Origin of the sequence: Streptomyces sp. NPDC006261 (genome assembly GCF_040613515.1) — a bacterium.
GTDB lineage: Bacteria > Actinomycetota > Actinomycetes > Streptomycetales > Streptomycetaceae > Streptomyces.
The window spans coordinates 66,755-91,815 of record NZ_JBEXSI010000027.1; the positions used below are offsets into that span (position 1 = coordinate 66,755).

24 protein-coding genes, 1 tRNA gene and 1 pseudogene are annotated in these 25,061 nt (G+C 69.6%); 13 read left to right on the forward strand and 13 right to left on the reverse strand.

The genetic code is table 11. From position 1 onward, the window contains the following. Positions 1-57 precede the first annotated feature (57 nt). Positions 58-900, forward strand: a complete 843-nt coding sequence (locus ABZ154_RS19440; protein WP_356834165.1) for a class I SAM-dependent methyltransferase — start codon at positions 58-60, stop codon at positions 898-900. 59 nt (positions 901-959) lie between these two features. After that, complete coding sequence (locus tag ABZ154_RS19445; protein WP_356834167.1) at positions 960-1,370, forward strand: nuclear transport factor 2 family protein; 411 nt, start codon at positions 960-962, stop codon at positions 1,368-1,370. An 82-nt stretch (positions 1,371-1,452) separates the two neighbouring features. On the opposite strand, the gene ABZ154_RS19450 is transcribed toward ABZ154_RS19445, so the two are convergent. Then, positions 1,453-2,259: an SGNH/GDSL hydrolase family protein gene (locus tag ABZ154_RS19450; RefSeq protein WP_356834170.1), complete on the reverse strand. Its 807-nt coding sequence runs from the start codon at positions 2,257-2,259 to the stop codon at positions 1,453-1,455. A 373-nt stretch (positions 2,260-2,632) separates the two neighbouring features. On the opposite strand from ABZ154_RS19450, the pseudogene ABZ154_RS19455 reads away from it, so the two are divergent. Together ABZ154_RS19455 and ABZ154_RS19460 are read left to right on the forward strand one after the other, a co-directional pair. Next, positions 2,633-2,743: pseudogene (locus tag ABZ154_RS19455) on the forward strand (hypothetical protein); the annotation flags it as partial. A gap of 251 nt (positions 2,744-2,994) precedes the next feature. Beyond that, positions 2,995-3,528, forward strand: coding sequence for a hypothetical protein (locus ABZ154_RS19460; protein WP_356834172.1), 534 nt, complete (start codon positions 2,995-2,997; stop codon positions 3,526-3,528). Positions 3,529-3,694: 166 nt separating this feature from the next. Here ABZ154_RS19460 and ABZ154_RS19465 read toward each other — a convergent pair whose 3' ends face one another. The 3 genes from ABZ154_RS19465 to ABZ154_RS19475 all read right to left on the reverse strand — a co-directional run bounded on the left by ABZ154_RS19465 (position 3,695) and on the right by ABZ154_RS19475 (position 6,425). Further along, on the reverse strand, positions 3,695-5,236 hold the full coding sequence (locus tag ABZ154_RS19465; RefSeq protein WP_356834174.1) for a DNA-binding protein: 1,542 nt from the start codon (positions 5,234-5,236) through the stop codon (positions 3,695-3,697). 81 nt (positions 5,237-5,317) lie between these two features. Next, positions 5,318-5,391, reverse strand: a tRNA-Pro gene (locus ABZ154_RS19470). 95 nt (positions 5,392-5,486) lie between these two features. Further along, entirely contained in the window at positions 5,487-6,425 is a 939-nt protein-coding gene (locus ABZ154_RS19475) for a metallophosphoesterase (protein ID WP_356834176.1), read from the reverse strand. Between the two features lie 79 nt (positions 6,426-6,504). On the opposite strand from ABZ154_RS19475, the gene ABZ154_RS19480 reads away from it, so the two are divergent. Beyond that, entirely contained in the window at positions 6,505-6,969 is a 465-nt protein-coding gene (locus ABZ154_RS19480) for a GatB/YqeY domain-containing protein (protein ID WP_356834179.1), read from the forward strand. Positions 6,970-7,056: 87 nt separating this feature from the next. Here ABZ154_RS19480 and ABZ154_RS19485 read toward each other — a convergent pair whose 3' ends face one another. Then, positions 7,057-9,306: a transglycosylase domain-containing protein gene (locus tag ABZ154_RS19485; protein ID WP_356834181.1), complete on the reverse strand. Its 2,250-nt coding sequence runs from the start codon at positions 9,304-9,306 to the stop codon at positions 7,057-7,059. Between the two features lie 560 nt (positions 9,307-9,866). Between ABZ154_RS19485 and ABZ154_RS19490 the strand changes: the two genes are divergently transcribed. Next, on the forward strand, positions 9,867-10,217 hold the full coding sequence (locus ABZ154_RS19490; protein WP_015609457.1) for a WhiB family transcriptional regulator: 351 nt from the start codon (positions 9,867-9,869) through the stop codon (positions 10,215-10,217). A 37-nt stretch (positions 10,218-10,254) separates the two neighbouring features. Here ABZ154_RS19490 and ABZ154_RS19495 read toward each other — a convergent pair whose 3' ends face one another. Then, complete coding sequence (locus ABZ154_RS19495) at positions 10,255-11,661, reverse strand: ArsA family ATPase (RefSeq protein WP_356834183.1); 1,407 nt, start codon at positions 11,659-11,661, stop codon at positions 10,255-10,257. Then, a complete protein-coding gene (locus ABZ154_RS19500; protein ID WP_356834185.1) occupies positions 11,658-12,632 on the reverse strand; it encodes an ArsA-related P-loop ATPase in 975 nt (324 codons plus the stop codon). The genes ABZ154_RS19495 and ABZ154_RS19500 overlap by 4 nt, the downstream gene beginning before the upstream one ends. A 72-nt stretch (positions 12,633-12,704) precedes the next feature. Here ABZ154_RS19500 and ABZ154_RS19505 point away from each other — a divergent pair, with 72 nt between their 5' ends. The 4 genes from ABZ154_RS19505 (at position 12,705) to ABZ154_RS19520 (ending at position 15,239) form a co-directional block, all read left to right on the forward strand. Beyond that, positions 12,705-12,863, forward strand: coding sequence for a DUF4177 domain-containing protein (locus tag ABZ154_RS19505; protein ID WP_019888269.1), 159 nt, complete (start codon positions 12,705-12,707; stop codon positions 12,861-12,863). After that, on the forward strand, positions 12,863-13,333 hold the full coding sequence (locus ABZ154_RS19510) for a RidA family protein (protein WP_018514204.1): 471 nt from the start codon (positions 12,863-12,865) through the stop codon (positions 13,331-13,333). Before ABZ154_RS19505 ends, ABZ154_RS19510 begins: the two co-directional genes overlap by 1 nt. Before the next feature lie 182 nt (positions 13,334-13,515). Then, positions 13,516-14,412, forward strand: coding sequence for an NUDIX hydrolase (locus ABZ154_RS19515; RefSeq protein ID WP_356834187.1), 897 nt, complete (start codon positions 13,516-13,518; stop codon positions 14,410-14,412). Beyond that, positions 14,409-15,239 (forward strand): MBL fold metallo-hydrolase, encoded by an 831-nt coding sequence (locus ABZ154_RS19520; RefSeq protein ID WP_356834189.1) that lies wholly within the window; start codon positions 14,409-14,411, stop codon positions 15,237-15,239. Before ABZ154_RS19515 ends, ABZ154_RS19520 begins: the two co-directional genes overlap by 4 nt. A gap of 107 nt (positions 15,240-15,346) precedes the next feature. Here the strand turns inward: ABZ154_RS19520 and ABZ154_RS19525 are convergent, their stop codons facing one another. Beyond that, entirely contained in the window at positions 15,347-16,021 is a 675-nt protein-coding gene (locus ABZ154_RS19525) for a Crp/Fnr family transcriptional regulator (RefSeq protein ID WP_003967450.1), read from the reverse strand. A 348-nt stretch (positions 16,022-16,369) separates the two neighbouring features. Between ABZ154_RS19525 and nth the strand changes: the two genes are divergently transcribed. The 3 genes from nth (at position 16,370) to ABZ154_RS19540 (ending at position 19,378) form a co-directional block, all read left to right on the forward strand. Then, complete coding sequence (gene nth / locus ABZ154_RS19530; RefSeq protein WP_356834191.1) at positions 16,370-17,251, forward strand: endonuclease III; 882 nt, start codon at positions 16,370-16,372, stop codon at positions 17,249-17,251. A gap of 101 nt (positions 17,252-17,352) precedes the next feature. Next, positions 17,353-18,081: a CoA pyrophosphatase gene (locus ABZ154_RS19535; RefSeq protein ID WP_356834193.1), complete on the forward strand. Its 729-nt coding sequence runs from the start codon at positions 17,353-17,355 to the stop codon at positions 18,079-18,081. A gap of 91 nt (positions 18,082-18,172) precedes the next feature. Then, positions 18,173-19,378: a MarP family serine protease gene (locus ABZ154_RS19540; RefSeq protein WP_356834195.1), complete on the forward strand. Its 1,206-nt coding sequence runs from the start codon at positions 18,173-18,175 to the stop codon at positions 19,376-19,378. A gap of 82 nt (positions 19,379-19,460) precedes the next feature. On the opposite strand, the gene ABZ154_RS19545 is transcribed toward ABZ154_RS19540, so the two are convergent. The 5 genes from ABZ154_RS19545 to acs all read right to left on the reverse strand — a co-directional run bounded on the left by ABZ154_RS19545 (position 19,461) and on the right by acs (position 25,009). Next, positions 19,461-19,679: a hypothetical protein gene (locus ABZ154_RS19545; protein WP_356834197.1), complete on the reverse strand. Its 219-nt coding sequence runs from the start codon at positions 19,677-19,679 to the stop codon at positions 19,461-19,463. Between the two features lie 115 nt (positions 19,680-19,794). Beyond that, positions 19,795-20,808: an alpha/beta hydrolase gene (locus ABZ154_RS19550; protein ID WP_356834199.1), complete on the reverse strand. Its 1,014-nt coding sequence runs from the start codon at positions 20,806-20,808 to the stop codon at positions 19,795-19,797. Next, positions 20,805-21,338 carry a phage holin family protein gene (locus tag ABZ154_RS19555; protein ID WP_356834200.1) on the reverse strand — a complete coding sequence of 178 codons (534 nt, stop codon included), beginning with the start codon at positions 21,336-21,338 and terminating at the stop codon, positions 20,805-20,807. The genes ABZ154_RS19550 and ABZ154_RS19555 overlap by 4 nt, the downstream gene beginning before the upstream one ends. A 40-nt stretch (positions 21,339-21,378) precedes the next feature. After that, positions 21,379-22,791 carry a Na+/H+ antiporter NhaA gene (gene nhaA / locus ABZ154_RS19560; RefSeq protein ID WP_356834202.1) on the reverse strand — a complete coding sequence of 471 codons (1,413 nt, stop codon included), beginning with the start codon at positions 22,789-22,791 and terminating at the stop codon, positions 21,379-21,381. A 220-nt stretch (positions 22,792-23,011) separates the two neighbouring features. Further along, positions 23,012-25,009, reverse strand: coding sequence for an acetate--CoA ligase (gene acs, locus ABZ154_RS19565; protein WP_356834204.1), 1,998 nt, complete (start codon positions 25,007-25,009; stop codon positions 23,012-23,014). Positions 25,010-25,061: the final 52 nt, after the last annotated feature.

A 25,061-nucleotide genomic window follows, 5' to 3' on the forward strand; every position in this document is an offset into this window, starting at 1 on the left:
CCTCCGCCTGTGGATAACCGCTCGCACCTCTCCCGCCCTGTGGGTAACTTTCGGGATATGTACTCCCCGACGCCGGACGACTGGCAGGACGCCAACCGCGCACGCTGGGACGAGCGCGTGCCGATACACGCGGCGAGCGATTTCTACGACCTGGAGGCGTTCCGGGCCGGCAAGGACGCGCTGCGCCCGTTCGAGCTGGCGGAGGTCGGCGACGTCACGGGAAGGAGTCTGCTGCACCTCCAGTGCCACATCGGCCTGGACACCCTGTCCTGGGCGCGGCATGGCGCCGCGCAGGTGGTGGGCCTGGACTTCTCCGAGCCTGCCGTGGAGACCGCCCGGGGCCTGGCGGAATCGCTGGGCCTCGGCCCGGACCGCGCGGCGTTCGTGGCGGCCGATGTGTACGACGCCGCGACGGCCGTCCCCGACTCCTCGTACGACATCGTCTACACGGGCATCGGCGCGCTGAACTGGCTGCCCGACATGGAGCGCTGGGCCGAGACGGCGGCCTCGCTGATCGCGCCCGGCGGCTTCCTCTACCTGGCGGAGTTCCATCCCCTCACCGACACGCTGGACGACGGGACGGGCTCGGTGGTCACCCACGACTACTTCAGCCGTGAGGCCTGGGTGGACGAGACCCCGGGGACGTACGCCGACTTCGACGCGCCGACCGTGCACAACCGCAGCGTCGAGTGGCAGCACCCGGTGGGCGAGGTGGTGACGGCGCTCGCGGCGGCCGGCCTGCGCATCGAGTTCCTCCGCGAGCACGACGTCTCGCTCTTCCCGCGCTTCGGCACGCTGGAGCGCCATGCGGACGGACACTACCGCTTCCCGGCGGACCGTCCGAGGGTCCCCCTGATGTACTCGCTGAAGGCGACGCGTCCCAAGCCGAACGAGGCGTAACAGCAGCTCGACGGCGGCTCTCCGGGCCATTGTCAGTGCCGCCCGCCACACTCACTCCTATGACGGACGAGACAAGCGGGAGCATCACCACGGGCGGCCTGCGCACGGCGGTGGAGACGTACTGGGCGACGGCCGAGGCCCGCGACTGGGACGCGTTCGCGGCGACCCTGGCGGACGACGTGGTGTACGAGCTCCCGCAGACCAGGGAACGTGTCCACGGCAAGGAGCGCTACGTCCGGTTCAACCAGGAGTACCCGGGCGACTGGCACATCCGGATCGAGCGGATCGTCGCCGACGCCGAGGGGCTGCAGGCGGCAGCGCGGACCGAGGTCACGGTCGGCCCGGAGGAGACGCACGCGATCCACTTCTTCACCTTCGACGACCGGGGCCTTATCACGGGGGTGACGGACTTCTGGCCGGAGTCCTACGAACCCCCGGCGGGCCGCGAGCACTTGGTGGAGCGGTACTGAGTAAGACAGCCTAGGAGACACACCGGGGCGGCCCACCGGACCGGTCACCCGGCGAGCCGCCTCAGTACAGCACCGGTCTCCGCTACACCGCAGACCGGAAGGCGGGCAGATAGCCGCCCGACTGCCCGGCGACGGTGGGGTGGTACGAGTTCTGGACGGGCACGGTCACGCTGTGGAGCCAGGCGTCGCCGGAGCACAGCTCATGCCCGGTGAACTCGTCGACGACGCTGGAGAAGGTGAAGCCGGCATCGGCGGCCCGCTTGGCGAGGACCCCGTTCAGCACGTCCGACGCGTCGTTGATCGCGGCCCGCTCGGCCTCGGTGAGCCCCGCGACGCAGCTGCCGGAGAGCTGGTAGAAGCGCGGATACCCGAGGACGACGACCTGGGCGGAGGGTGCCCCGGCGCGGATGCCGGCGTACAGCGCGTCGAGTTGGCCGGGAAGGGAGTTGTTCATCTCGGCGACAGCAGCGTTCACGCTGCTGATGCAGGTGGCCTCGCTTCCGAGCAGGCAGTCCTGCATGACATCGGCGAACCCGACATCGTTGCCTCCGGCCGTCACGCTGACCAGCGCGGTGGACGCGTCGAGCACGCCCAGCTGGCCACTGGCGACGGAAGAGGTGGTCGCCCCCGAGCAGGCGACGAAGGCGAACGAGGTGGGGGAGTTCGCCGCCGCCCACAGCTGCGGATAGGCGTTCGCGCTGCGACGGCAGTCGCCACTGTCGGGGAGGTAGTTGCCGGCGCCGACACCGGAGGAGTAGGAGTCGCCGAGCGCGACATAACCGCCGGCGGCGGCCGAGTCCGCCGCGACGGCGGTTCCGGCAACGCCGAGAGCGGCCACGGCGGCGAGTGCGAGAGTGGATAGGGATGCCCAGAACCGGCGTACGGACATGGTTGCCGACCTTCGAAGTGTGGGGGGTGGGTGGGGGGGTGAAGCAGCGATGCAGTTTCTAGCAGCTCGTGGTACCCACCGGTAATGCCCGCACAAGAAGTCGTCTGATATGCCTGGATGGTCGTTCGGAGGGCGGTGCTCCGCACGTGAATGAACCCTTAACGCTGTGCGTAAGCAAGCGAGTTCAGGGAAATACCGCGTGCCTGGGAGCCCCTCGGTCAGCGGCGGTTCGGGCCCGTACGGAGCGGGGAGGAGCCCGCTGCGGGTGACGGCGGCTTCAGCCGTACGGCTCAATGTGGCCGCCCGGTCGCCGCGACGGGCGTGGCAGCGCCGCTCCGCTCAAGCTGAAGGTCGGCGACCGCGTGCAGGCGGCGTTCCTCGCCGAGCCCCCACAGCCTTCACTGTGCCGCCGGTGCTCTTCGCGAAGATCTCGGAGGAGGACCTGGAGGCCTACCGGACCCGTTTCGGCGGCGCCGACGCCTGAGGCGGCTGGCGAAGCCAAGTTGCTGGGTGCTGCCGCCCCCTCGCAGCTGTGGTCAGTGAACAGTCGTTCGTACAACTCGTCGAGAGCGGTATTGCAGCGTCGCGCCTGCGACGCTGCGCGATCTGACACTGAAGTATCAACCCCCGTTCGCGTCGCACCCTGTACACCCGACGGCGGCCCGGTTCGCCCTCCCAGCTGCCCTCAAGCCGTGTCTGCTGTGTGAACGGCTGCTCTACCCCTACCGTCTACCTGTGACCGCTGGCACTGTCCTCACAGTCATCGGCAGGTGCCTCCAGCTCGTCGGCCTGGGAGTCGCGGGCTTCGGCGTCCGCAGAGTCAGGGTGCAACATGCACCGGAACGGCTCCGGGTATGGCGCCAGATGAAGGAGTGGTTCGGTGCCCTGCGTCGCATCTTCAAGCCTCTGCCGCCCGTGGCAGGAACCGCCACGATGGTCATCTCGGCGGATGCAGCCGGGACGGCCTTCAATGCGACCGTGGTGGCGGCACCGGCGCCGGACGCCACTGCTGCGCAGCGCGAGCAGTTCCTCGTAGAACGGGTGATCTGGCTTCAGGAGGAGGCGGGCCGCCTCAGGGAGAGCGTGGCCACAGAAGGCCGGGAGCGCCGCGTTGAGGTCAGCCACCTAGGCGGGATCGTGAATGAGGAGGCAAACAAGCTCCGCAAAGCCATCGACACGGCCATGGCGGATGGCTTGGCCCAGGAGGCGCTGGGCCTTTGGCTCGCTGCGGCCGGAGCGGTACTGGCAATCACCGGAGCCGTCATCTAGGCAGCCGTCTGGGACGCGATCCACTTTCACGAGCAGTCACGTGCCTAATGCGCCTGAAGCCCCCCGGCATAGTTGTTGAGCTGCGAAGACAGTGACCGGACCCTAGATAACCATCGCGATCGGCACTGTGCGGTACTCACAGTGCTTCAGCCCGGAGGGAACCTTGTCAGCCGTCGAGTAGCTGCCGGAGGGCATCCTGGCGGAGTCGCATTTCCGGATCGGCGACATCCCCGTCGAAGCGGACCCCCTCGGCGATGAGGACCTCCGTAGGAGTGTCCGTGCGCATCTGATCGGGCCACTGGAAGCCTTTGCTGACGCGTCCTGCCGCATTGAGGACACGCCAGGGGTTGGGGCATTGGCCGCAGGCGGCCAGATGGGTGCCGACCGGGACGGCATGGCTGCCGATCACCGCAGCTACGTCTCCGTAAGTGGTCCACCGTCCGGCGGGGACGGCGCCCAGCAGGGTGTGCAGCCCCGTCCAGTCTTTGCGGGTGCCGTTGAGCCGCCTGGCCAGAACTGTGAGGTCGATCCCCGCCAGGGTGGCCCATTCTTCGGGGTCGACATCGGCGGGCACATGGTCGGTGTCGACGTCCCACCACGTAGTTCCCTGTATGCCGTCGGCGGTGCGACCCGTCACGCTCGTGAAGATGTGGTTGGCGAGCCCGGTTGGTGAATAGGACGCGTCATCGGCGTCCCAGATCAGTGGCTTGGCGGTGTTGTTGTTCCAGGTGACCGTTGCTCGGCTGATGTCCTCCTCCACCCAGGCAAGGATGGCGTTGCGGATGGATTCCGGTGCACCGTGGCGCGGCGTCAGCCGTAGCCTGGTGCCGTCGGGCAGCAGTCCCGCACCGACGAGTACGTGGACGGCGTTGCGCGAGCGTGAGCGTTCCTGCAGTTTCTTGGCCGCTGCCTCGCCTTCGACCCGGGCTGGGGTGAGCGTGAACTCCTCAACCTCCGGGGTCGGATAGACCTTGGTGAACCCGGCGACGAGGTGTCCCTCCACCCGCCACAGGCCGACCTGGACGAGGTCAATGTCGATACCCATCTCCGAAAGCCAGACGACGGAGTGGGTGACCTGCTTGGGGAAGTCGGCGGCGATGATCACCTGCCGGGGACGCTGGAGCAGTTCCGGGCTCCACTCCCCGTCCACATGGTCGAGCAGACGCTGCCTGCACGCGTCGATGTCGAGGGCCTGCCCTCTACGCGACAGGAAGCCACGGTGCGCCTGGGTGAGCGTGTCGAGGTCGAACCGGGACACCAAAGCGGCGTAGGTGATCGCCTGAAGGTGTACATCCCGGTCGGCCGTCCCTCGCTTCAGCTCCACCACCACGAGGCGCCCGGTCGCATCCAGTCCGAGCACGTCCAGCCGGTCGCGGGCCGGCACTCCGTCGGTGTCGGCCCACCGGTCGTACTCCGAGGTGATCACGAGCACCGACTCCCCGAGTACCTGAGGATGGGCGATCACCCACTCCTGGAGGTGCTGTCGCTCCAGCAGGCTCTCGGCGGCGAGCCCGGTGCGCGATATCGGCGTGGCAGTCCGGCCATCGACGGTGAAGAGATGATCCACGGTGCCCCCTCGTGTGCCCGGCGCGGTGCGTCGGACGCCCAGAGCGTACGTGGGCCGGGTCATGCTACGAGGGGTATATCGCCGAATCACCGAAAAGCTCCGGGAAGCAACGGGGAGCCGGATTTCGAGGTTGGCTCCCAAACGGCTCCAAGGTGGCCCCAGAAACGAATCAGGGGCCTGATCCACTAAGTGGATCAGGCCCCTGACCTGGTCTTACAGCTGTCGGGGTGGCGGGATTTGAACCCACGACCTCTTCGTCCCGAACGAAGCGCGCTGCCAAGCTGCGCTACACCCCGATGCCCACCGGTCTCCCGGCGACATCGATTACTTTAGCCCACCCGCGGCCGGAGGCGAAATCCGCTTTCTCCGACCCCCGCCCCGGCCGCGCCCCTCAGTCCCGCCCCACCAGCGTCAGCAGCGTGGCCTCCGGCGGGCAGGCGAAGCGGACCGGGGTGTAGCGGTTGGTGCCGCAGCCCGCGGAGACGTGGAGGTAGGCGCGGTGGTCGCCCACCGTGTGGCTGGACAGGCCCTTGACCCGGTCGGTGTCCAGGTCGCAGTTGGTGACCAGGGCCCCGTAGAAGGGGATACACAGTTGGCCGCCGTGCGTGTGGCCCGCCAGGATCAAGGGGTAGCCGTCGGCCGTGAAGGCGTCCAGGGAGCGCAGGTACGGGGCGTGGACCACGCCGATGGAGAGGTCGGCGCCGCTCGTAGGGCCGCCCTGTACTTCGGCGTAACGGTCGCGCTTGATGTGCGGGTCGTCCAGGCCCGTGAACGCGATCTCCGTGCCGTCCAGCTTGAGCCGGCCGCGGGTGTTCGTCAGGTTCAGCCAGCCCGCCTCGTCGAAGGCGTCGCGCATCGGCTCCCACGGGTTGTGCACGGCACCGACCGCGGGCGCGTTGCCGTTGAGGCCGTGCTTGCCCTGGACCTTCTCCAGGAGGTAGCGGCCCGGGTTGCGCAGCTTGGGCCCGTAGTAGTCGTTGGAGCCGAAGACGTACACCCCCGGGAACTCCATCAGCGGGCCGAGCGCGTCCAGCACCTCGGGCACGGCCTCCGGGTCGGAGAGGTTGTCGCCCGTGTTCACGACGAAGTCCGGGCGCAGGCCGGCCAGCGACTGGAGCCAGGCGCGCTTCTTGCGCTGGCCGCTCACCATGTGGATGTCGGACACCTGGAGGACGCGCAACGGACGTGCGCCGTGCGGGAGTACGGGAACGGTGACCCGCCGCAGGCGGAACGAGCGGGCCTCGAATCCGGCGGCGTAGGCGAGGCCGGCTGCACCGACCGCTGCGCCGACTGCCGTGACTTTCAGGGGTACTCCGTAGCGTGCGCGCATGTGTCCATCGTCGCAGACACGGCGCCTGGAGCGGAAAACCGGAGGGCGGCGGGCACCCCGCACCTGTCACAATCACGGCATGACCACGCTCAAGTCCAAGCTCAAGGAAGACCTCCACACGGCCATGAAGGCGCGTGACGAGCTGACCTCGTCCACCCTTCGGCTCACCCTCACCGCGATCACCAAGGAAGAGGTCAGCGGCAAGTCGGCGCGCGAGCTCTCCGACGACGAGGTGCAGAAGGTGATCGCCAAGGAGGCGAAGAAGCGCCGCGAGGCGGCCGAGGCGTTCGCCCAGGGCGGCCGGACCGAGCAGGCGGAGCGGGAGAAGGCGGAGGGCGAGCTGCTGGACGGCTACCTCCCCAAGCAGCTCACCGATGACGAGCTGAACGCGATCGTGGCGTCCGCCGTGGAGGAGGCGAAGGCCGCCGGGGCCGAGGGGCCGCGCGCCATGGGCGCCGTCATGAAGATCGTCAACCCCAAGGTGGCGGGCCTCGCCGAGGGCGGCCGGGTCGCCACCGCGGTGAAGAGGCTCCTGGCGGGCTGAGCCCCGTACAGGCGTGCAGAAGGGTGGGGCACCCCGGTCCGTCGACCGGGGCGCCCCACCCTTCTGTATTCATCTCGTATGAGCAGGTCAGGGGCCGGACCTGCCGCCGCCCCGCTGGTCGTCGTCGCCGGTGCCGCCGATCAGGCCGGGCGGGAGCTGGATGCCGCCGGGCCGGTCGCGGCCGGGCTTGCCGTCCTCGCGGTCCTCGCCGCCGCCACCGTTACCGTCGCGGTCGCCGTCCTCCTTCTTCTTGTCCTCCTTGACCTTCGCCCGGGGGACGGAGACGGGGTTGAACGCCGGTGTCTCGGATGCGTTCAGCGCGCCGGTCATCGCGATCTTCCAGATCGGCCCCGGGAGGCAGCCACCGCAGACCTTTTCGTAGGTCCGGCCGCCGATGGTGACGTTGTACATGGAGCTCTTCTCGCCGATGTCGTCACCGACCCACACCGCGGTGGAGAGGTTCGGCGTGTACCCGACGAACCAGGCGTCCTTGCGGTCGTTCGTCGTACCGGTCTTGCCCGCGTTGTCCCGGTCGCTCAGGCCGGCCTGCGTGCCGGTGCCGTCCTCGACAACGCCCTTGAGCATCTGGTTGATGGTGTCGGCGGTGTTCTCGCTCATCGCCCGCGAGCACTTCGACTTCGGAACCTTGAGCTTCTTGCCGTTCGGGTCGGTGATCGACTCGATGGCGATCGGCGTGCAGTACGTGCCCCGGTTGGCGAACGCGGCGTACGCGCCGGCCATGGAGAGTGGGGTGCTCACCTCACCGCCGAGCGTGATCGAGGGGTACTCGCCGATCTTCTTGCCGTCACCGCGCTCGTAGCCGACCTTCTTCGCCATCTCCACGGTCTCGCAGAGGCCTGCCTTCTGCTCCAGCAGCGCGAAGTAGGTGTTGATGGACTTGCCGAGAGCGCTGGTCATGTCCCAGGAGCCCTTCTCGGACTCCAGCTCGTTCTGCAGGGGCCAGTCCGCGTAGCCCGCCGGGGAGCCGGTGCAGTTCCGGAAGTCCTGCTCCTTGAGGGTCATCTTCCAGTCCGTCGAGAACGACGTCGCCGGGGTGATGCCCTTCTCCAGCGCCGCCGCCGCGGTGAACGGTTTGAACGTCGAGCCGACCTGGAAGCCGTACGTGCTGCCGCCCATCTTGTTGCTGACGGCTAGGTTGAGCACGGTCTCGTTCTGCTTCTGGTCCAGGCCGTACGGGCGGGACTGGCCCATCGAGAGGATCTTGCCGCTGCCCGGCTGCACCTGCACCACGGAGGCCGCGAACTTGTCGTCCCTGTTGACCCTCGCGGTCGCGGCCTCGTTGGCGGCCTGCTGGGCACGCGGGTCGAGCGTGGTCCTGATCGTGAGCCCGCCGAGGTTCCAGAGCTTGGAGCGCTCCTCCTCGGTCTTGCCGAACGCCGGGTCGGTCAGGATCGTCTTGCGTACGTAGTCGCAGAAGAACCCGGAGCCGCTGACGGCCGTGATACAGCCGTTCTTCGGCTTGCGGACCTTCAGCTTGATCGGCGTCTCCATGGCCTTGTCGGCCTCGGCCTGCGTGATGGCGCGGGTGGCGGCCATCCGTGCCAGCACGGTGTTACGTCGCTTGGTGGCCTCCTCCGTGTCGTTGACCGGGTCGTAGCGGGTCGGCGACTGGACGATGCCGGCGAGCAGCGCGGCCTCCTCCACCTGCAGGTCCTTGGCGTGCTTGGAGAAGTACCGCTGGGACGCGGCCTCGACGCCGTACGCCTGCTGGCCGAAGAACGTGATGTTGAGGTAGTTCTCCAGGATCTTCTTCTTACCGAGCTCTTCCTCGACCTGGATCGCGTACTTCAGCTCGCGGACCTTGCGGCCGAGCGTCTGCTGGGTGGCCTGCGCGACCTTCTCCTGGTCGTCGCCCGCCTCCTCGACGAACACGTTCTTCACGTACTGCTGGGTGAGGGTCGACGCGCCCTGCGCGGTCCCGCCCGTCTGTACGTTGCGGTTCATCGCACGCAGGATGCCCTTGAGGTCGACCGCCCCGTGCTCGTAGAAGCGGGAGTCCTCGATCGCGATGATCGCGTCCTGCATGTAAGGGGAGATGTCCTTGAGCGGGACCACCGTGCGGTCGCGCGAGTAGACCGTCGCGATCGCCCCGCCGTCGCGGTCCAGGATCGTGGTCCGCTGGCTGAGCGGCGGAGTCTTCAGGTTGGAGGGGATCTCGTCGAATCCTTCGACCGTCCCCTTGGCGGCGAGCCCCAACGCTCCGGCCGCGGGCAGCGCGATGCCTGCCAGGACAGCTCCGGAGAGTGCGGCGACACCGAGGAACTTGGCGGCCTGCTGGGTCGTGGTGAGACCCCCGCCCGAGCGCTTCTTTGGCATGGGGGCAGCCTAATCCGTAATTATGAGCGTTCTGTAGGAGCGGGGGTCTCTCGGAGCGTTCGCGTACCAGACCGTGACATCCGGGCTGGCGGACCCGGTGCGCAGGACGGCACGGCGAACGGCACAGGCACGTGCGGCGCCTACGTTCTCATTCGCCGGACAGGCGGACAGGCCTTGGCCTAAGCTGCTCGCAACTGTCACAGCAGTCCGGTTCCGTATCAACCCCCGTGCAGCCCCATGCACCTCTTCTGGTCATTCTTCTCCCGGCCGGTGCACCGGTGAACCGCACATCGAGGCGCTCCCGAAATCGCCCTGTGTGTCACTGAACGCCCGTTGCCATTCGGGTGTACTGTCCCGTTTTCGCGGAGATAGTCGCGCATGTCTTCCCCTCACTCCCCTGGGTGATCTGCCGCATACACATAGTCCGTTCGGACCATTCAAGATTGGGCCCGAAGGGGGTGTTGTGCTGTCCCCACCTTCCGTAACGTCCTCAACTGGCAGCGGTGAATATGCCGCTACCGCCGTGGGGGAGCCTCGATTCGGGAGAGGACGGCGCCGGCATGGGCTGGGTAACCGACTGGAGTGCGCAGGCAGCCTGCCGCACTACCGATCCGGATGAACTGTTCGTACAAGGGGCAGCGCAGAACAGGGCCAAGGCGGTGTGCACCGGATGCCCGGTGCGGACCGAGTGCCTGGCCGACGCGCTGGACAATCGCGTCGAGTTCGGCGTGTGGGGCGGAATGACGGAGCGGGAGCGCCGCGCACTGCTGCGCCGCCGGCCCACCGTCACGTCCTGGCGCCGCTTGCTGGAGACCGCACGCAGTGAGTACGAGCGGTCCACCGGCATTCTGCCCGCGGTGATCGGGCTGGAGGACGACGAACTGCACGAGACGTACGCCGCTGTGGGGTAGGGCGCTGGGGTCGCTCGGACAGGGCGTTGCGTGAGGTCTACGCCGCTCCGGCCGGAGCCGGGGCGGAACCGGACGCCAACCGGTCGCCGATGGCCCGCAGCCCGTCCAGGTCGTGCACATCGCCGGGCAGCGCGGCCACCGCGGTCACCAGGACCTCGGGGTGCAACTGGGTGAAGCGGTCGCGTGTGTGCTGCTCGCGCGCGACGACCTGCATGCGCTCGGCGTGCAGGCGCAGCAGGCCTGCCGTCAGTTCGTCGACGTCCACAGGGGCTTCGGCGGTGCCGTCCGTCGCGCTTTTGGCATGCGGCTCGTGTTTGTCCTCGTGGCTGTGGGCGTGGCCGTGGTCGTGTTCTTCGGTCTTCTCGGGTTCAGGCTCGGGGGAGAGCGGCGGCGCGGTGGCTTCGGGGGCGGTGACCGCAGGGCCGGGGTCCTCCGGGTCACCAAGGCCAGCCTTCCCGGCCGTCTGATCCACAATGCGGGCGTCGTCAAGATTTTCCGCGGCGGCCAGCGCCTGCTCGGCGGAGAGCCGGGAGGCCTCGCTGCCGTGCGCCCGGTTGAGGACGAGACCGGCCAGCGGCATGCCCTCCGCCGCCAGCCGCTCCACGAAGTACGCGGCCTCGCGCAGCGCGTCCCGCTCCGGGGTCGCGACCACGAGGAAGGCCGTACCGGGGGCCTGCAGCAGCTTGTACGTGGCATCCGCGCGGCTGCGGAAGCCGCCGAACATGGTGTCCATCGCGGCGACGAACGTCTGCACGTCCCGCAGGAACTGACCACCCAGCAGCTTGCCCAGCGTGCCGGTCATCATCGACATACCGACGTTGAGGAACTTCATCCCGGCCCGGCCGCCCACCTTCGCGGGCGCCATCAGCAGCCGGATGAACTTTCCGTCCAGGAACGAGCCGAGACGCTTGGGCGCGTCCAGGAAGTCCAGCGCGGAGCGCGAGGGAGGGGTGTCGACGATGATCAGGTCCCACTCGTCGCGCGCCCGCAGCTGCCCGAGCTTCTCCATCGCCATGTACTCCTGCGTACCGGCGAATCCGGCCGACAGGGACTGGTAAAAGGGGTTCTCCAGGATCGCGCGGGCCCTTTCGGCGTCCGCGTGCGCCTCCACGGTCTCGTCGAAGGTGCGCTTCATGTCGAGCATCATGGCGTGCAGTTCGCCCTCGCCCGCGATGCCCTCGACCCGGCGCGGGACGTTGTCCAGCTGGTCGATGCCCATGGACTGCGCGAGCCGGCGGGCCGGGTCGATGGTGAGGACGACGGCCTTCCGGCCGCGCTCGGCCGCCCGTACGCCGAGGGCGGCGGCCGTCGTGGTCTTGCCGACGCCGCCGGAGCCGCAGCAGACGATGATCCGGATGCCCGGGTCGTCGAGCAGCGCGTCGGTGTCCAGTCCGGAGGCCGCCCCGAGGGCCGGCTCCGGGGTGTGGTCCGTGGCCCGTGTCATGAATCCGCCCCTTCCCCTACGCCCTGTTTACGGAGCTCCGTGGCCAGGTCGTGCAGTGCGGCGAGGTCCACCCCGTCGCCGACCAGCGGCAGCTCGGCCGTCGGCAGGCCCAGCCCGGCCAGTACGGCGCGCTGCTCGCGCTCCAGGCCGACGCGCTGGGCGTGCTCGGAGGCCTGCTCGATCAGGGGCCGTACGAGGGCGGCGGAGCCGGTCACTCCGGCGCGGGTCAGCGTCTTGGCGATCTCCTTGCGGCGGCCGGTCGCGGCGGTGCGCAGGGTCTCCTCGTCGACCAGGTGGGGGCGCACCATGTTCACGATGACGTGGCCCACGGGCAGGTCGGCGGCGCGCAGTTCGGCGATGCCGTCCGCGGTCTCCTGGACCGGCATCTCCTCCAGCAGGGTCACCAGGTGGACGCTGGTCTGCGGGGACTTCAGGACCCGCATCACGGCCTGGGCCTGGTTGTGTATCGGGCCGATCCTGGCCAGCCCCGCGACCTCGTCGTTGACGTTCAGGAAGCGCGTGATGCGGCCGGTCGGCGGGGCGTCCATGATCACGTAGTCGTAGACGAACCGGCCCTGCTTGTCCTTGCGGCGTACGGCTTCGCAGGCCTTGCCGGTCAGCAGGACGTCCCGCACGCCGGGGGCGATGGTGGTGGCGAAGTCGATCGCGCCGAGCTTCTTGAGCGCCCGGCCCGCGCCGCCGAGCTTGTAGAACATCTGGAGGTAGTCGAGGAGCGCCTGCTCGGCGTCGATCGCCAGCGCGTGCACCTCGCCGCCTCCCGGCGCCACGGCGATCTGGCGCTCCTCATAGGGAAGCGCGTCGGAATCGAAGAGCTGGGCGATGCCCTGTCTGCCCTCGACCTCGACGAGGAGGACGCGCCTGCCCTCGGTCGCGAGGGCGAGCGCGAGGGCGGCGGCGACCGTGGTCTTACCGGTACCGCCCTTGCCGCTGACGACCTGGAACCTGCTCACGTATTCGAGCCTAACCAGTCCGGCCCCGGGCTACGCACGGGACCATGGGTGCCAGGCGTTACAGTCAGGCCCATGACCAAGTGGGAATACGCGACCGTGCCCCTTCTCGTGCACGCGACCAAGCAGATTCTGGACACCTGGGGCGAGGACGGCTGGGAGCTGGTCCAGGTCGTTCCCGGCCCGAACAACCCCGAGCAGCTCGTGGCCTACCTGAAGCGGGAGAAGGGCTAGTGGCGGGCGCCGTCGAGGCTCAGCTGGCCGAGCTCGGCCTGACCCTGCCCGCCGTCGTGCCGCCGCTGGCCTCGTACCAGCCGGCCGTGCAGTCCGGGGTGTACGTGTACACCTCGGGCCAGCTCCCGATGGTGGACGGCAAGCTCGCCGTCACCGGCAAGGTCGGCGCCGAGGTGACGCCGGACGAGGCGAAGGAGCTCGCGAAGACCTGCGCCCTCAACGCCCTGGCCGCGGTGAAGTCGGTCGCCGGTGACCTGGACCGGATCAAGCGCGTCGTGAAGGTCGTGGGCTTCGTCGCCTCGGCCTCCGACTTCACCGGGCAGCCCGCCGTGATCAACGGTGCGAGCGAGCTGCTGGGCGCGGTCCTGGGCGACAAGGGTGTGCACGCACGCAGCGCCGTGGGCGTCGCCGTGCTGCCGCTGGACGCCCCGGTCGAGGTCGAGGTCCAGGTCGAGCTCGTCGACGCCTGAGCCGTACCGGCCCTCTTTTCCGAAGTTCTTCCCGATCCCGTCCGGTCCCGCGACCGGGCGGGATCGCGTGCGTACGGGGGCGTGTGTGTACGGGAGACCAGTGTGTGTACGGGGCAGGTCGGGGCCCCGTGGTGGTCGCGGAGCCTCTCGAACATCGGCCCGGTTCCGGATAGCCTCCGGCCATGTCCCAAGGTCAGTGGTACCCCCCGGAATGGCCCGACCGGATCCGGGCGCTCGCCGCCGGCGAGCTGACGGCCGTGGCACCCCGGCGGGCGGCCACCGTGATGCTGCTCCGCGATCTGGGGCCTCAGGGCGCGGCGCCCGGCCCCGTGGTGCACATGCTGCGCCGGCGGACCTCCATGGCGTTCGCCGGAGGCGCATACGCCTATCCGGGTGGCGGCGTGGATCCGCGCGACGACGACCGGCTGATCGGGTGGGCCGGGCCCTCGCTGGAGCACTGGGCAGCCCGGCTCGGCGTGGCGACGGTCACCGAGGCGCAGGCCGTCGTCTGTGCGGCGGTCCGGGAGACCTTCGAGGAGGCGGGCGTCCTGCTCGCCGGGGAGACCGCCGGGACGGTGGTCAGCGACACGACCGGGGCCGACTGGGAGGCCGACCGTGAGGCGCTGGTCGCCCGCGATCTGTCCTTCGCGGAGTTCCTGGACCGGCGCGGACTGCTGCTCCGCTCGGACCTGCTGGGCGCCTGGGCACGCTGGATCACCCCGGAGTTCGAACCGAGGCGGTACGACACCTGGTTCTTCGTCGCCGCGCTCCCCGAGGGGCAGCGCACCCGGGCCGTGTCCACCGAGGCGGACCGTACGGTGTGGATCGCCCCGGCCGAGGCGGCCCGCCGCTACGACCTGGGCGAGCTGCTGATGATGCCGCCCACCGTGTCGACGCTGCGGGCCCTGACGCCGTTCAGGACGGCCGCCGAGGCGCTCGGGGCGGCGGACGTCCAGGACATGACTCCCGTGCTCGCGCAGGCCCGCCTGGAGGGGGATGAGCTGGTGCTGAGCTGGCCGGGACACGACGAGTTCACCAAGCACGTACCCACGGCCGGCGAGAGCGGCGGTGCGGAATGAGCGACGCAGCCGCGCTCCCGGGACAGCCGCGCGGGACCGTGGCCTCCGGGCCCGCGACCGCCCGTACGGTCAACGTCCTCGCGCCGAACCCGTCCGCGATGACGCTCGACGGCACGAACACCTGGATCGTCGCCGAGCCGGGCTCCGATCTCGCGGTCGTCATCGACCCCGGGCCGCTCGACGACGTACACCTGAGGGCCGTGATCGACGCGGTAGAGCGGTCCGGGCGCCGCGTGGCCCTTACTCTGCTCACGCACGGCCACCCCGATCACGCGGAGGGCGCGGGGCGGTTCGCCGAGCTGACGCGCACGAAGGTACGGGCGCTGGACCTGGCCCTGCGGCTGGGGGACGAGGGCCTGGGGGCGGGCGATGTGATCACCACCGGCGGTCTGGAGCTGCGCGTGGTCCCGACGCCGGGCCACACCGCCGACTCGCTCTCGTTCCATCTGCCCGCCGACCGCGCCGTGCTGACGGGCGACACGATCCTCGGCCGCGGTACGACGGTGGTCGCGCACCCGGACGGGCGGCTCGGCGACTACCTGGACACGCTGCGGCGGCTGCGCTCGCTGACGGTCGACGACGGCGTGCACACGGTGCTGCCGGGCCACGGGCCGGTCCTGGAGGACGCGCAGGGGGCCGTGGAGTTCTACCTGGCCCACCGCGCTCACCGGCTGGCCCAGGTCGAGACGGCGGTGGAGGCGGGGCACCGTACGCCGTCGGAGGTGGTGGCCCGGGTGTACGCCGACGTGGACCGCTCCCTGTGGCCGGCCGCGGAGCTGTCGGTACGGGCCCAGCTGGAGTACCTCGCGGGGCACGGGCTCATCTGAGGCCGCCCGCGTGAAACCTACAGGGAGCCGCGTGAACGAAGGGCCCCGCGCCGGCCGGACGTACTCCGGTCGGCGCGGGGCCCCTCACGTCAGGTCACATCACCCGGTCAGCGCGAGCGCTTCGCCAGCCGCTCCACGTCCAGCAGGATGACCGCGCGGGCCTCCAGGCGCAGCCAGCCGCGACCCGCGAAGTCCGCGAGGGCCTTGTTGACCGTCTCGCGGGAGGCGCCGACCAGCTGGGCCAGCTCCTCCTGGGTGAGGTCGTGCACGACGTGGATGCCTTCCTCCGACTGGACGCCGAAGCGGCGTGACAGGTCCAGGAGGGCGCGGGCGACGCGGCCCGGCACATCGGAGAAGACCAGGTCGGACATCTGGTCGTTGGTCTTGCGCAGGCGCCGGGCGACCGCTCGCAGCAGCGCGGTGGCGACCTCGGGCCGGGCGTTGAGCCAGGGCTGCAGGTCGCCGTGGCCGAGGCCGAGGAGCTTGACCTCGGTCAGCGCGGAGGCGGTCGCCGTACGCGGGCCGGGGTCGAAGAGCGAAAGCTCACCGATCAGCTCGCCGGGACCGAGCACTGCCAGCATGTTCTCGCGCCCGTCGGGCGAGGTGCGGTGGAGCTTCACCTTGCCCTCGGTGACCACGTACAGGCGGTCACCCTGGTCGCCCTCGTGGAAAAGCGCGTCGCCGCGCGCGAGGGTCACCTCACTCATCGAGGCGCGGAGCTCCGCGGCCTGCTCATCATCGAGCGCCGCGAAAAGCGGGGCGCGCCGCAGAACGTCGTCCACGAGTTCTCTCCTTGTCGGCCTGTTCAGGGAACCGTGGTCCCCATCATGCCGGACGGTAAAACAGTGCGATCAATCACAAACCAGTTTGACGCACGGGCGTGCCGGTCCCTACGGCAGGGGGCCGATCGGGGGTGGATACGTGGTGACCGGGGCGGTTGTCAGTGGCTGGCTCTAGGCTGGCCGGGTGTCCAGAATGCCGGGGAGTACACGGGCCGAGGGGGCTGATGGGGTGTCGGGGAGGCGTGATTCCGCTGTGGGCGAACACTCCCCGATTCGCCCGGAGAGTGCCGCAAATGGCTCCCTGGAGGGCCGGGGAAGCCGGCCTCGAAGTCGGCCAGGAGGTCCTCAGTGACATCGTCAGAGTCCGGAACGACACCGCCCAAGGCCTCGAAGGCGACCACAGCGTCCAGGACGTCCACGGCGTCGAAAACCCTCAAGGCGCCCAAGGCGCCCAAGATCCCCAAGGGTGAATCGCACCTCGCGCTGGTCCGCCGCGCCCGCCGCATCAACCGGGAGCTCGCCGAGGTCTATCCGTATGCCCACCCCGAGCTGGACTTCCGCAACCCCTTCGAGCTGCTCGTCGCCACGGTCCTTTCCGCCCAGACCACCGACCTGAGGGTCAACCAGACCACCCCCGCGCTCTTCGCCGCCTACCCGACGCCCGAGGACATGGCGGCGGCCGTCCCGGAGGAGATGGAGGAGCTGATCCGGCCGACCGGATTCTTCCGGGCCAAGACCAAGTCGCTCCTCGGCCTCGCCGCAGCCCTGAGGGACGACTTCGGTGGCGAGGTCCCCGGCCGGCTGGAGGACCTGGTCAAGCTGCCCGGCGTCGGCCGCAAGACCGCCAACGTGGTGCTGGGCAACGCCTTCGGGGTCCCCGGCATCACTGTGGACACGCACTTCGGCCGCCTGGTCCGGCGCTGGAAGTGGACGGACGAGGAGGACCCGGTGAAGGTCGAGGCGGTGATCGCCGACATCTTCCCGAAGAGCGAGTGGACGATGCTGTCCCATCGGGTGATCTTCCACGGCCGCCGCATCTGCCACGCCCGGAAACCGGCCTGCGGCGCCTGCCCCATCGCCCCTCTCTGCCCTTCGTACGGTGAGGGGGAGACCGATCCCGAAAAAGCCGTGAAGCTGCTGAAGTACGAGATGGGCGGTTATCCGGGCCAGCGGCTCAGCCCGCCCCCCGACTTCCCGGGCAAGCCGGCGCCCGCCCTGGGAGCCGTATGAGGGAGTGCCGCACCGAGCACCCTCCCGACGAACCACGAAATGACTCGGAACGAAATGGCCGACGACAGGCGTTGTGAAACCAGGGGAACCAGGGGGTGCCGATGACGCACACGGACACGCACACGGACGCAGACGCGGACACCCGTGCGGCGCTCGACCGCGCGGCGGTCGACGTGACCACCGCGGGCCTGCCCGCCTGGCTCGACCCCGTGGCCCAGGCCGCCCGCAGCGTCCGCCCGCAGCAGCTGAGCCGCTTCCTGCCGCCCGAGAGCGGGGCGGGCAGGCAGTCCGCCGTCCTGATCCTCTTCGGCGAAGGCGCGCGCGGCCCCGAGCTGCTGCTGATGGAGCGCGCCGGCACCCTGCGCTCCCACCCCGGCCAGCCGTCCTTCCCCGGCGGCTCCCTCGACCCCGACGACGGCGACCAGGCCACCACCGGGCCGCTGCGTGCCGCGTTGCGCGAGGCCGAGGAGGAGACCGGCCTCGATCCCCGGGGCGTCCAGCTCTTCGGCGTGCTGCCCCGGCTGTACATCCCCGTCAGCAGCTTCGTCGTGACGCCCGTGCTCGGCTGGTGGCGCGCGCCCAGCCCGGTCGGGGTGGTCGATCCGGCCGAGACGGCCCGGGTCTTCACCGTTCCCGTGGCGGATCTCACGGACCCGGCCAACCGGGCCACGGCCGTACATCCGAGCGGCCACAGCGGCCCTGCCTTCCTGGTCGAATCGGCCCTGGTCTGGGGATTCACGGCCGGAGTGATCGACCGGATCCTGCACTTCGCGGGCTGGGAACGCCCGTGGGACCAGGAGAGACAGGTGCCGCTCGACTGGCGCACATGACACGCTGGCTGTCCTGCTGCGCTGTACCGGGCCCGGCCCGGACCCCGTCACCCCCGACGGGCCAGGTGACGAAACTGCGAGGCTATTGACGGTGAACGTGCTGGACATCCTGCTGCTGCTCGCCGCCGTATGGTTCGCGGTCATCGGCTATCGACAGGGTTTCGTCGTCGGCATCCTGTCGGTGATCGGCTTCCTCGGGGGCGGTCTCGTCGCCGTCTATCTGCTGCCGATCATCTGGGACCGGGTGACCGAGGGGGCGGAGGTCTCCACGGCGACCGCCATCGGCGCGGTCGTCGTCGTCATCGTCTGCGCCTCGATCGGGCAGGCCTTCACCACCCACCTGGGCAACAAGCTCCGCAGGTACATCACCTGGTCACCGGCCCGTGCCCTGGACGCCACCGGCGGCGCCCTGGTCAACGTGGTGGCCATGCTGCTGGTCGCCTGGCTGATCGCCCTGCCGCTGGCCCGCACCTCGCTGCCGACCCTCGGCAAGGAGGTCCGCAACTCCTCGGTCCTGCTCGGGATCTCCCGGGTGATGCCCCAACAGGCGCCGCCCTGGTTCCGGGACTTCTCCTCCGTCCTCGCGCAGAACGGCTTCCCGCAGGTCTTCAGCCCCTTCGCCAACGAGCCGATCACCGAGGTCAAGCCCCCGGACCCGGCACTGGTGGGCAGCCCGGTGGCCGCCCGTGCCAAGAAGTCGATCGTCAAGGTCGTGGGTACGGCCCCGAGCTGCGGCAAGGTCCTCGAAGGCACGGGCTTCGTCTTCTCCGACCGCCGTGTGATGACCAACGCCCACGTTGTGGGCGGCGTCAGCGAGCCGACCGTCCAGATCGGCGGCGAGGGCCGGCTCTACGACGCCAAGGTGGTCCTCTACGACTGGCAGCGCGACATCGCGGTGCTGGACGTGCCCGACCTCCGGGCCGCGCCGCTGGAGTTCACCGGCACGAACGACGACGCGCAGAGCGGCGACAGCGCGATCGTCGCCGGCTTCCCGGAGAACGGCGCCTACGACGTACGGTCCGCCCGGGTCCGCGCCCGAATCGACGCCAACGGCCCCGACATCTACCAGCGGGGCACCGTCCTGCGCGACGTCTACTCCCTCTACGCGACCGTGCGCCAGGGCAACTCGGGCGGCCCGCTGCTCACTCCGGACGGAAAGGTGTACGGAGTGGTGTTCGCCAAGTCGCTCGACGACCCGGACACCGGGTACGCGCTGACGGCCGACGAGATCCGCGAGGACATCGAGATCGGCCGCACGGCCAACCAGCAGGTCGACAGCCAGGGCTGTGCCCTGTGAGGCGGTCAAGGCCCTGAAGAACCCCCGCCGGTCGGCGCATGCGGATCGGCGGGGGTGGGGTTGTCAGGGGATACCGGAGAGATCAGCCACGGGGGTGGCGCAGCCGCGCCGAGACCCAGCGGGCCCGACGGCGGAGGATGCGCGAGATCCCGAGGCGGTGATTTCCGAGCCGGTGATGATGAAGGTCCTGCACATCGTGCACCCGGCCCAGGGGGCCGCCCCCCTCATGAGTGCTCGCACCCGCGGTCGCGGTGGAGCGGCGGTTGCGTGCTTCGTCAGTGAAGTCGTGCGTCCAGCCCATACCCCGACGTCTGCCCGTGTCCCAAGGTCGGTAATCGTGCGCGAGTCAGCCAATTGGCTTATGCGGCAGGCAAGTGGCTGTTCGTCGCACGGCTGTGCCCCTGGCGGGTGCTCGGCTACCGGTCGGGCTCAGGATCCTTGAGCCAGTTGATGAGTTCGGTGGAGAAGGCGATCGGATCCTCCTCGTGGGGGAAGTGACCGACACCGTCGAAAAGTCGCCACCGGTAGGGTGCCTCGACGTACTCGCCGGACCCCGCCGAACTCCGGGTGCGGACCGCCGGATCGAGTGATCCGTGCAGGTGCAGGGTGGGTACGCGCACGGGCCACTTCATCCGCCGGTTGAACTGGACCCCGTCCGGACGGGCCATCGACCGGACCATCCAGCGGTACGGCTCGATCGAGCAGTGCGCCGTCGAGGGGATGCGCATGGCCCGCCGGTAGACGGCCAGGGTCTCCTCGTCGGGGAACTCCGGGGTACGCGGCCCGGCCCAGTCCTGGACCAGCCGGCCCACCAGGGCGGCGTCGTCCGCGAGGAGCTGACGCTCCGGCAGCCAGGGGCGCTGGAAGCCCCAGATGTAGGAGCCCGCCCGCGACTGCGCGAAGTCGGACAGCATCGAGGAGCGCCAGCGGCGCGGGTGGGGCATGGACGAGACGGCGAGCCGGCGCACCAGCTTGGGCCGCATCACGGCGGCCGTCCAGGCGAGGTAGCCGCCCAGGTCATGGCCCACCAGGGCCGCGTCCGGCTCACCGAGGGAGCGGATCACCCCGGTGACGTCGAGCGCCAGGTTGGCGGGGTCGTAACCGCGCGGCGTCCGGTCGCTGCCGCCCACCCCGCGCAGGTCCATCGCGACGGCCCGGAAGCCCGCATCGGCGAGCGCGGGCAGCTGGTGGCGCCAGGTCCACCAGAACTGCGGGAACCCGTGCAGCAGGAGGACCAGCGGCCCCTCGCCCATCTCGGCGATGTGGAACCGTGCCCCGTTGGCCGCCACGTCACGGTGGATCCAGGGGCCGTCGAGCCGTACGGGGCCTCCGGCGCCGACCGGGCTTGTCGATGAGCCCGCCGGGCCGGCCGAACCCTGCGGGCTCGCCGACCCGGCAGGGCCGGATGCGCTGGAATCGGAAACCGTCATGTGGAGGAGCGTGCCACAGCGGAGGCCTTGTCCTTACCGGGGAGGCTCTCGACGTCCGTACCCGCGGCGAGGCTGGAGCCGGAGCGCTTGAGGATCGCGTCGGCCTCGATGGCCGGGCGCGGGTGGGGCTTCGCCTTCTGCAGGACGGCGGCGGTCTGCTTGGCGGAGGCGATGGACTTCTCCGGCGGCTTGACCTTCTTGAACTTCAGCCAGCCGACCAGCCCGAGCAGTGCCGCCAGAAGGATGAACCCGCCGGCCACGATCAGGAACGACCAGGCCAGGCCGAGGCCCAGATTGTGGATGCCGTACGCGGCGGCGAAGCTCAGCATCGGCATCGTGAACAGGAGCAGCACGCCCGCCACGATGAACGCGACACTGCCGATCACCCCGCGCTTGACGTCCTGGCGGACCTCAGCCTTCGCCAGGGCGATCTCGTCGTGCACCAGCGCGGACATCTCGGCCGTCGCCGAGGCGACCAGCTGCCCGATGCTGCGGTCCGCGCTGCCCACGTAGTTGCCGGGATCGCTCATCCCTGACTCCCTCTCCGTCTTCGACACATCCGATGTCAGATCATGCCGGACTGTCCGGCATGTTGCGCGCTGCACCCGCCTCTTCGGCTTGGCGGCGGTGTTTGGCCGCCTTCTCCTCGTGTATCGCGGCCATCCGCAGGTGGTACCCCGGATCTTCCTGTTCATAGACATCGGGGACCCCGGACCCGTCCTCGTCCAGCTCCTCGGCGTCGAAGAGGGCGCGGTACCGGCGTACGCGCATCCTGAGCAGCACGCAGGCGAGCAGGGCCGCGACCAGCGAGCCGACCAGGACAGCAGCCTTGATCTCGTTGGTCATCTCCGCATCGTCCGAGAAGGCGAGCTCGCCGATGAGGAGGGAGACGGTGAAACCGATGCCCGCCAGGGAGGCGAGTGCGAGGACGTCCGCCCAGGCCAGGTCCTTGTTCAGCTCCGCCTTGGTGAAGCGGGCCGCGAGATACGTACCGCCGAAGATGCCGAAGGTCTTGCCGAGGACCAGCCCGAGGACGACACCGAGGGTCTCGGGCCGGGTGAAGACGCCCGCCAGAGCCTCACCGCTCATGGTCACTCCGGCTGCGAACAGAGCGAAGAGCGGGACGGCGATGCCGGCCGACACCGGGCGCACCAGGTGCTCGATGTGCTCTCCAGGAGAGTGGGCTTCGCCCTCGCGGCGGCTGCAGCGCAGCATCAGGCCCATGGCGACACCGGCGATGGTGGCGTGGACGCCGCTGTTGTACATCAGGCCCCAGATCGTCAGGGCCAGGGGGATGTACACGTACCAGCCCCGGACCTCGAAGCGGAGCAGCAGGTAGAAGGCGACCAGGCCGACGACAGCCCCACCGAGAGCCAGGAAGTTCAGGTCCGACGTGAAGAAGACCGCGATGATCAGGATGGCGAAGAGGTCGTCGACGACCGCCAGGGTGAGCAGGAAAGCCCGCAGCGCGGACGGCAGCGAGGCACCGATCACCGCGAGGACGGCGAGTGCGAAGGCGATGTCCGTTGCGGTCGGCACGGCCCAGCCGGCAAGGGAGCCACCACCGACGACCACGGTGAGTGTGTAGACGAGGGCGGGCACCGCCATGCCGCACAGGGCTGCTACCACCGGCAGGGCGGCGGCCTTGGGGTCACGGAGCTCGCCGGCGACCAGTTCTCGCTTGAGCTCGACGCCAGCGACGAAGAAGAACACGGCAAGCAGTCCGTCGGCCGCCCAGTGCGCCACAGAAAGGTCCAGGCCGAGAAAGCCGGGACCGAAGTGGAAGTGGCTCACGGAGTCGTACGAGCCGCCGAAGGTGTTCGCCCAGATGAGTGCCGCGACGGCCGCGATCAGGAGGAGCACACCCCCCACGGTCTCGGTGCGCAGTGCTTCGGCGACGTAACTCCGCTCCGGTAGCGGGAGCCGTCCCAGGAGGGTGCGGTCGGGCGGGGAAGGCGAGGGGGTGGGGGTGGGCGGGGCCACGAGAGAGTCCTCCGGATGTGTACGGCGAAAATGGCATGAGTAATGACACGTGCCGACCAGACTTCCCGGCGCCCCTGTGGAGATCTATGTGAAGTTATGACTGGAAGTGCCCACTCTACCTGGGGTGCTTCAACCCCTACCCGTTGATCATCCCCGTAGACGCCGATGGGCGCCCGGCATGTCGCCGGGCGCCCATCGGCACCGTCACAGGAGGTGTTCCTCAGTCCTCGGAGGACGAGGAGGGCAGCTGGGTGGTGATCAGGTCCATCACGGAGGAGTCGGTGAGCGTGGTGACGTCGCCCAGCTCGCGGTTCTCGGCGACGTCGCGCAGCAGGCGGCGCATGATCTTGCCGGAGCGGGTCTTGGGCAGCTCGGCGACCGGCAGGACGCGCTTGGGCTTGGCGATCGGGCCGAGCGTCGTGCCGACGTGGTTGCGCAGCTCCGCGACCAGCTCGTCGGAGGTGGTGGCCGTACCGCGCAGGATCACGAAGGCGACGATGGCCTGGCCGGTCGTCTCGTCGTTCGCCCCGACCACGGCGGCCTCGGCGACCGCCGGGTGGGAGACGAGGGCGGACTCGACCTCGGTGGTGGAGATGTTGTGCCCGGAGACGAGCATGACGTCGTCGACCCGGCCGAGCAGCCAGACGTCGCCGTCCTCGTCCTTCTTGGCGCCGTCGCCCGCGAAGTACTTGCCCTCGAAGCGTGACCAGTAGGTGTCGAGGAACCGCTGGTCGTCGCCCCAGATGGTGCGGAGCATGGAGGGCCACGGCTCGGTGAGGACGAGGTAGCCGCCCCCGCCGTCCGGCACCTCGTTGGCGTCGTCGTCGACGACCGTGGCGGCGATGCCCGGCAGGGCGCGCTGGGCGGATCCCGGCTTGGTCTCGGTGACGCCGGGCAGCGGCGAAATCATCATCGCGCCGGTCTCGGTCTGCCACCAGGTGTCCACGATCGGGCACTTGTCGGCGCCGATGTGCTTGCGGTACCACATCCATGCCTCGGGGTTGATCGGCTCACCGACCGAACCGAGGACGCGGAGGCTGCTCAGGTCGAACTTGGCGGGGATGTCGTCACCCCACTTCATGAACGTGCGGATCGCGGTGGGGGCCGTGTAGAGGATCGTGACGCCGTACTTCTGCACGATCTCCCAGAACCGGCCCTGGTGAGGGGTGTCCGGGGTGCCCTCGTACATGACCTGGGTCGCGCCGTTGGCCAGCGGTCCGTAGACGATGTAGGAGTGGCCGGTGACCCAGCCGACGTCGGCGGTGCACCAGTAGACGTCGGTCTCGGGCTTGAGGTCGAAGACGGCGTGGTGGGTGTAGGCCGCCTGGGTGAGGTAGCCGCCGGAGGTGTGCAGGATGCCCTTCGGCTTACCCGTGGTGCCCGAGGTGTAGAGGATGAAGAGGGGCTGCTCGGCGTCGAAGGCCTCGGGGGTGTGCTCTGCGGACTGCCGAGCGGTGATCTCGTGCCACCAGACGTCGCGGCCCTCGGTCCAGGCGGTGTCCTGACCGGTGCGGCGGACCACGAGGACGTGTTCGACGCTCTTGATACGGGAGACGGCGTCGTCGACGGCGGGTTTGAGCGCGGAGGGCTTGCCGCGGCGGTAGCCGCCGTCGGCGGTGATGACGACCTTGGCGTCCGCGTCCTGGATGCGGGTGGCGATGGCGTCGGCGGAGAAGCCGCCGAAGACCACCGAGTGCGTGGCGCCGATGCGGGCGCAGGCCAGCATCGCGACGGCGGCCTCGGGGATCATCGGCAGGTAGACGGCGACCCGGTCACCCTTGCCGACGCCGAGCTCGGTCAGGGCGTTGGCGGCGCGGGAGACCTCTTCTTTCAGCTCGGCGTAGGTGATGGCGCGGCTGTCGCCGGGCTCGCCCTCGAAGTGGATGGCGACCCGGTCGCCGTTGCCGGCCTCGACGTGCCTGTCCACGCAGTTGTACGCGACGTTCAGCTTGCCGTCCGCGAACCACTTCGCGAAGGGCGGATTGCTCCAGTCGAGGGTCTCGGTCGGCTCGGTGGCCCACGTCAGGCGGCGGGCCTGCTCGGCCCAGAAGCCCAGCCGGTCCGCCTCGGCCTGCTCGTACGCCTCTGCGGTGACGTTGGCGTTGGCGGCCAGCTCGGCAGGCGGAGCGAACTTCCGCTCTTCCCGAAGCAGGTTGGCCAGGCTCTCGTTGCTCACGACTTCTCCCAGTCCCAGGGTGTCCGTTGTGTCCCGGGGCATAGCTCATCAGGCGCGAGGCCAGGTGACAAGTGTCTGCCGGGAATTGGTTTAG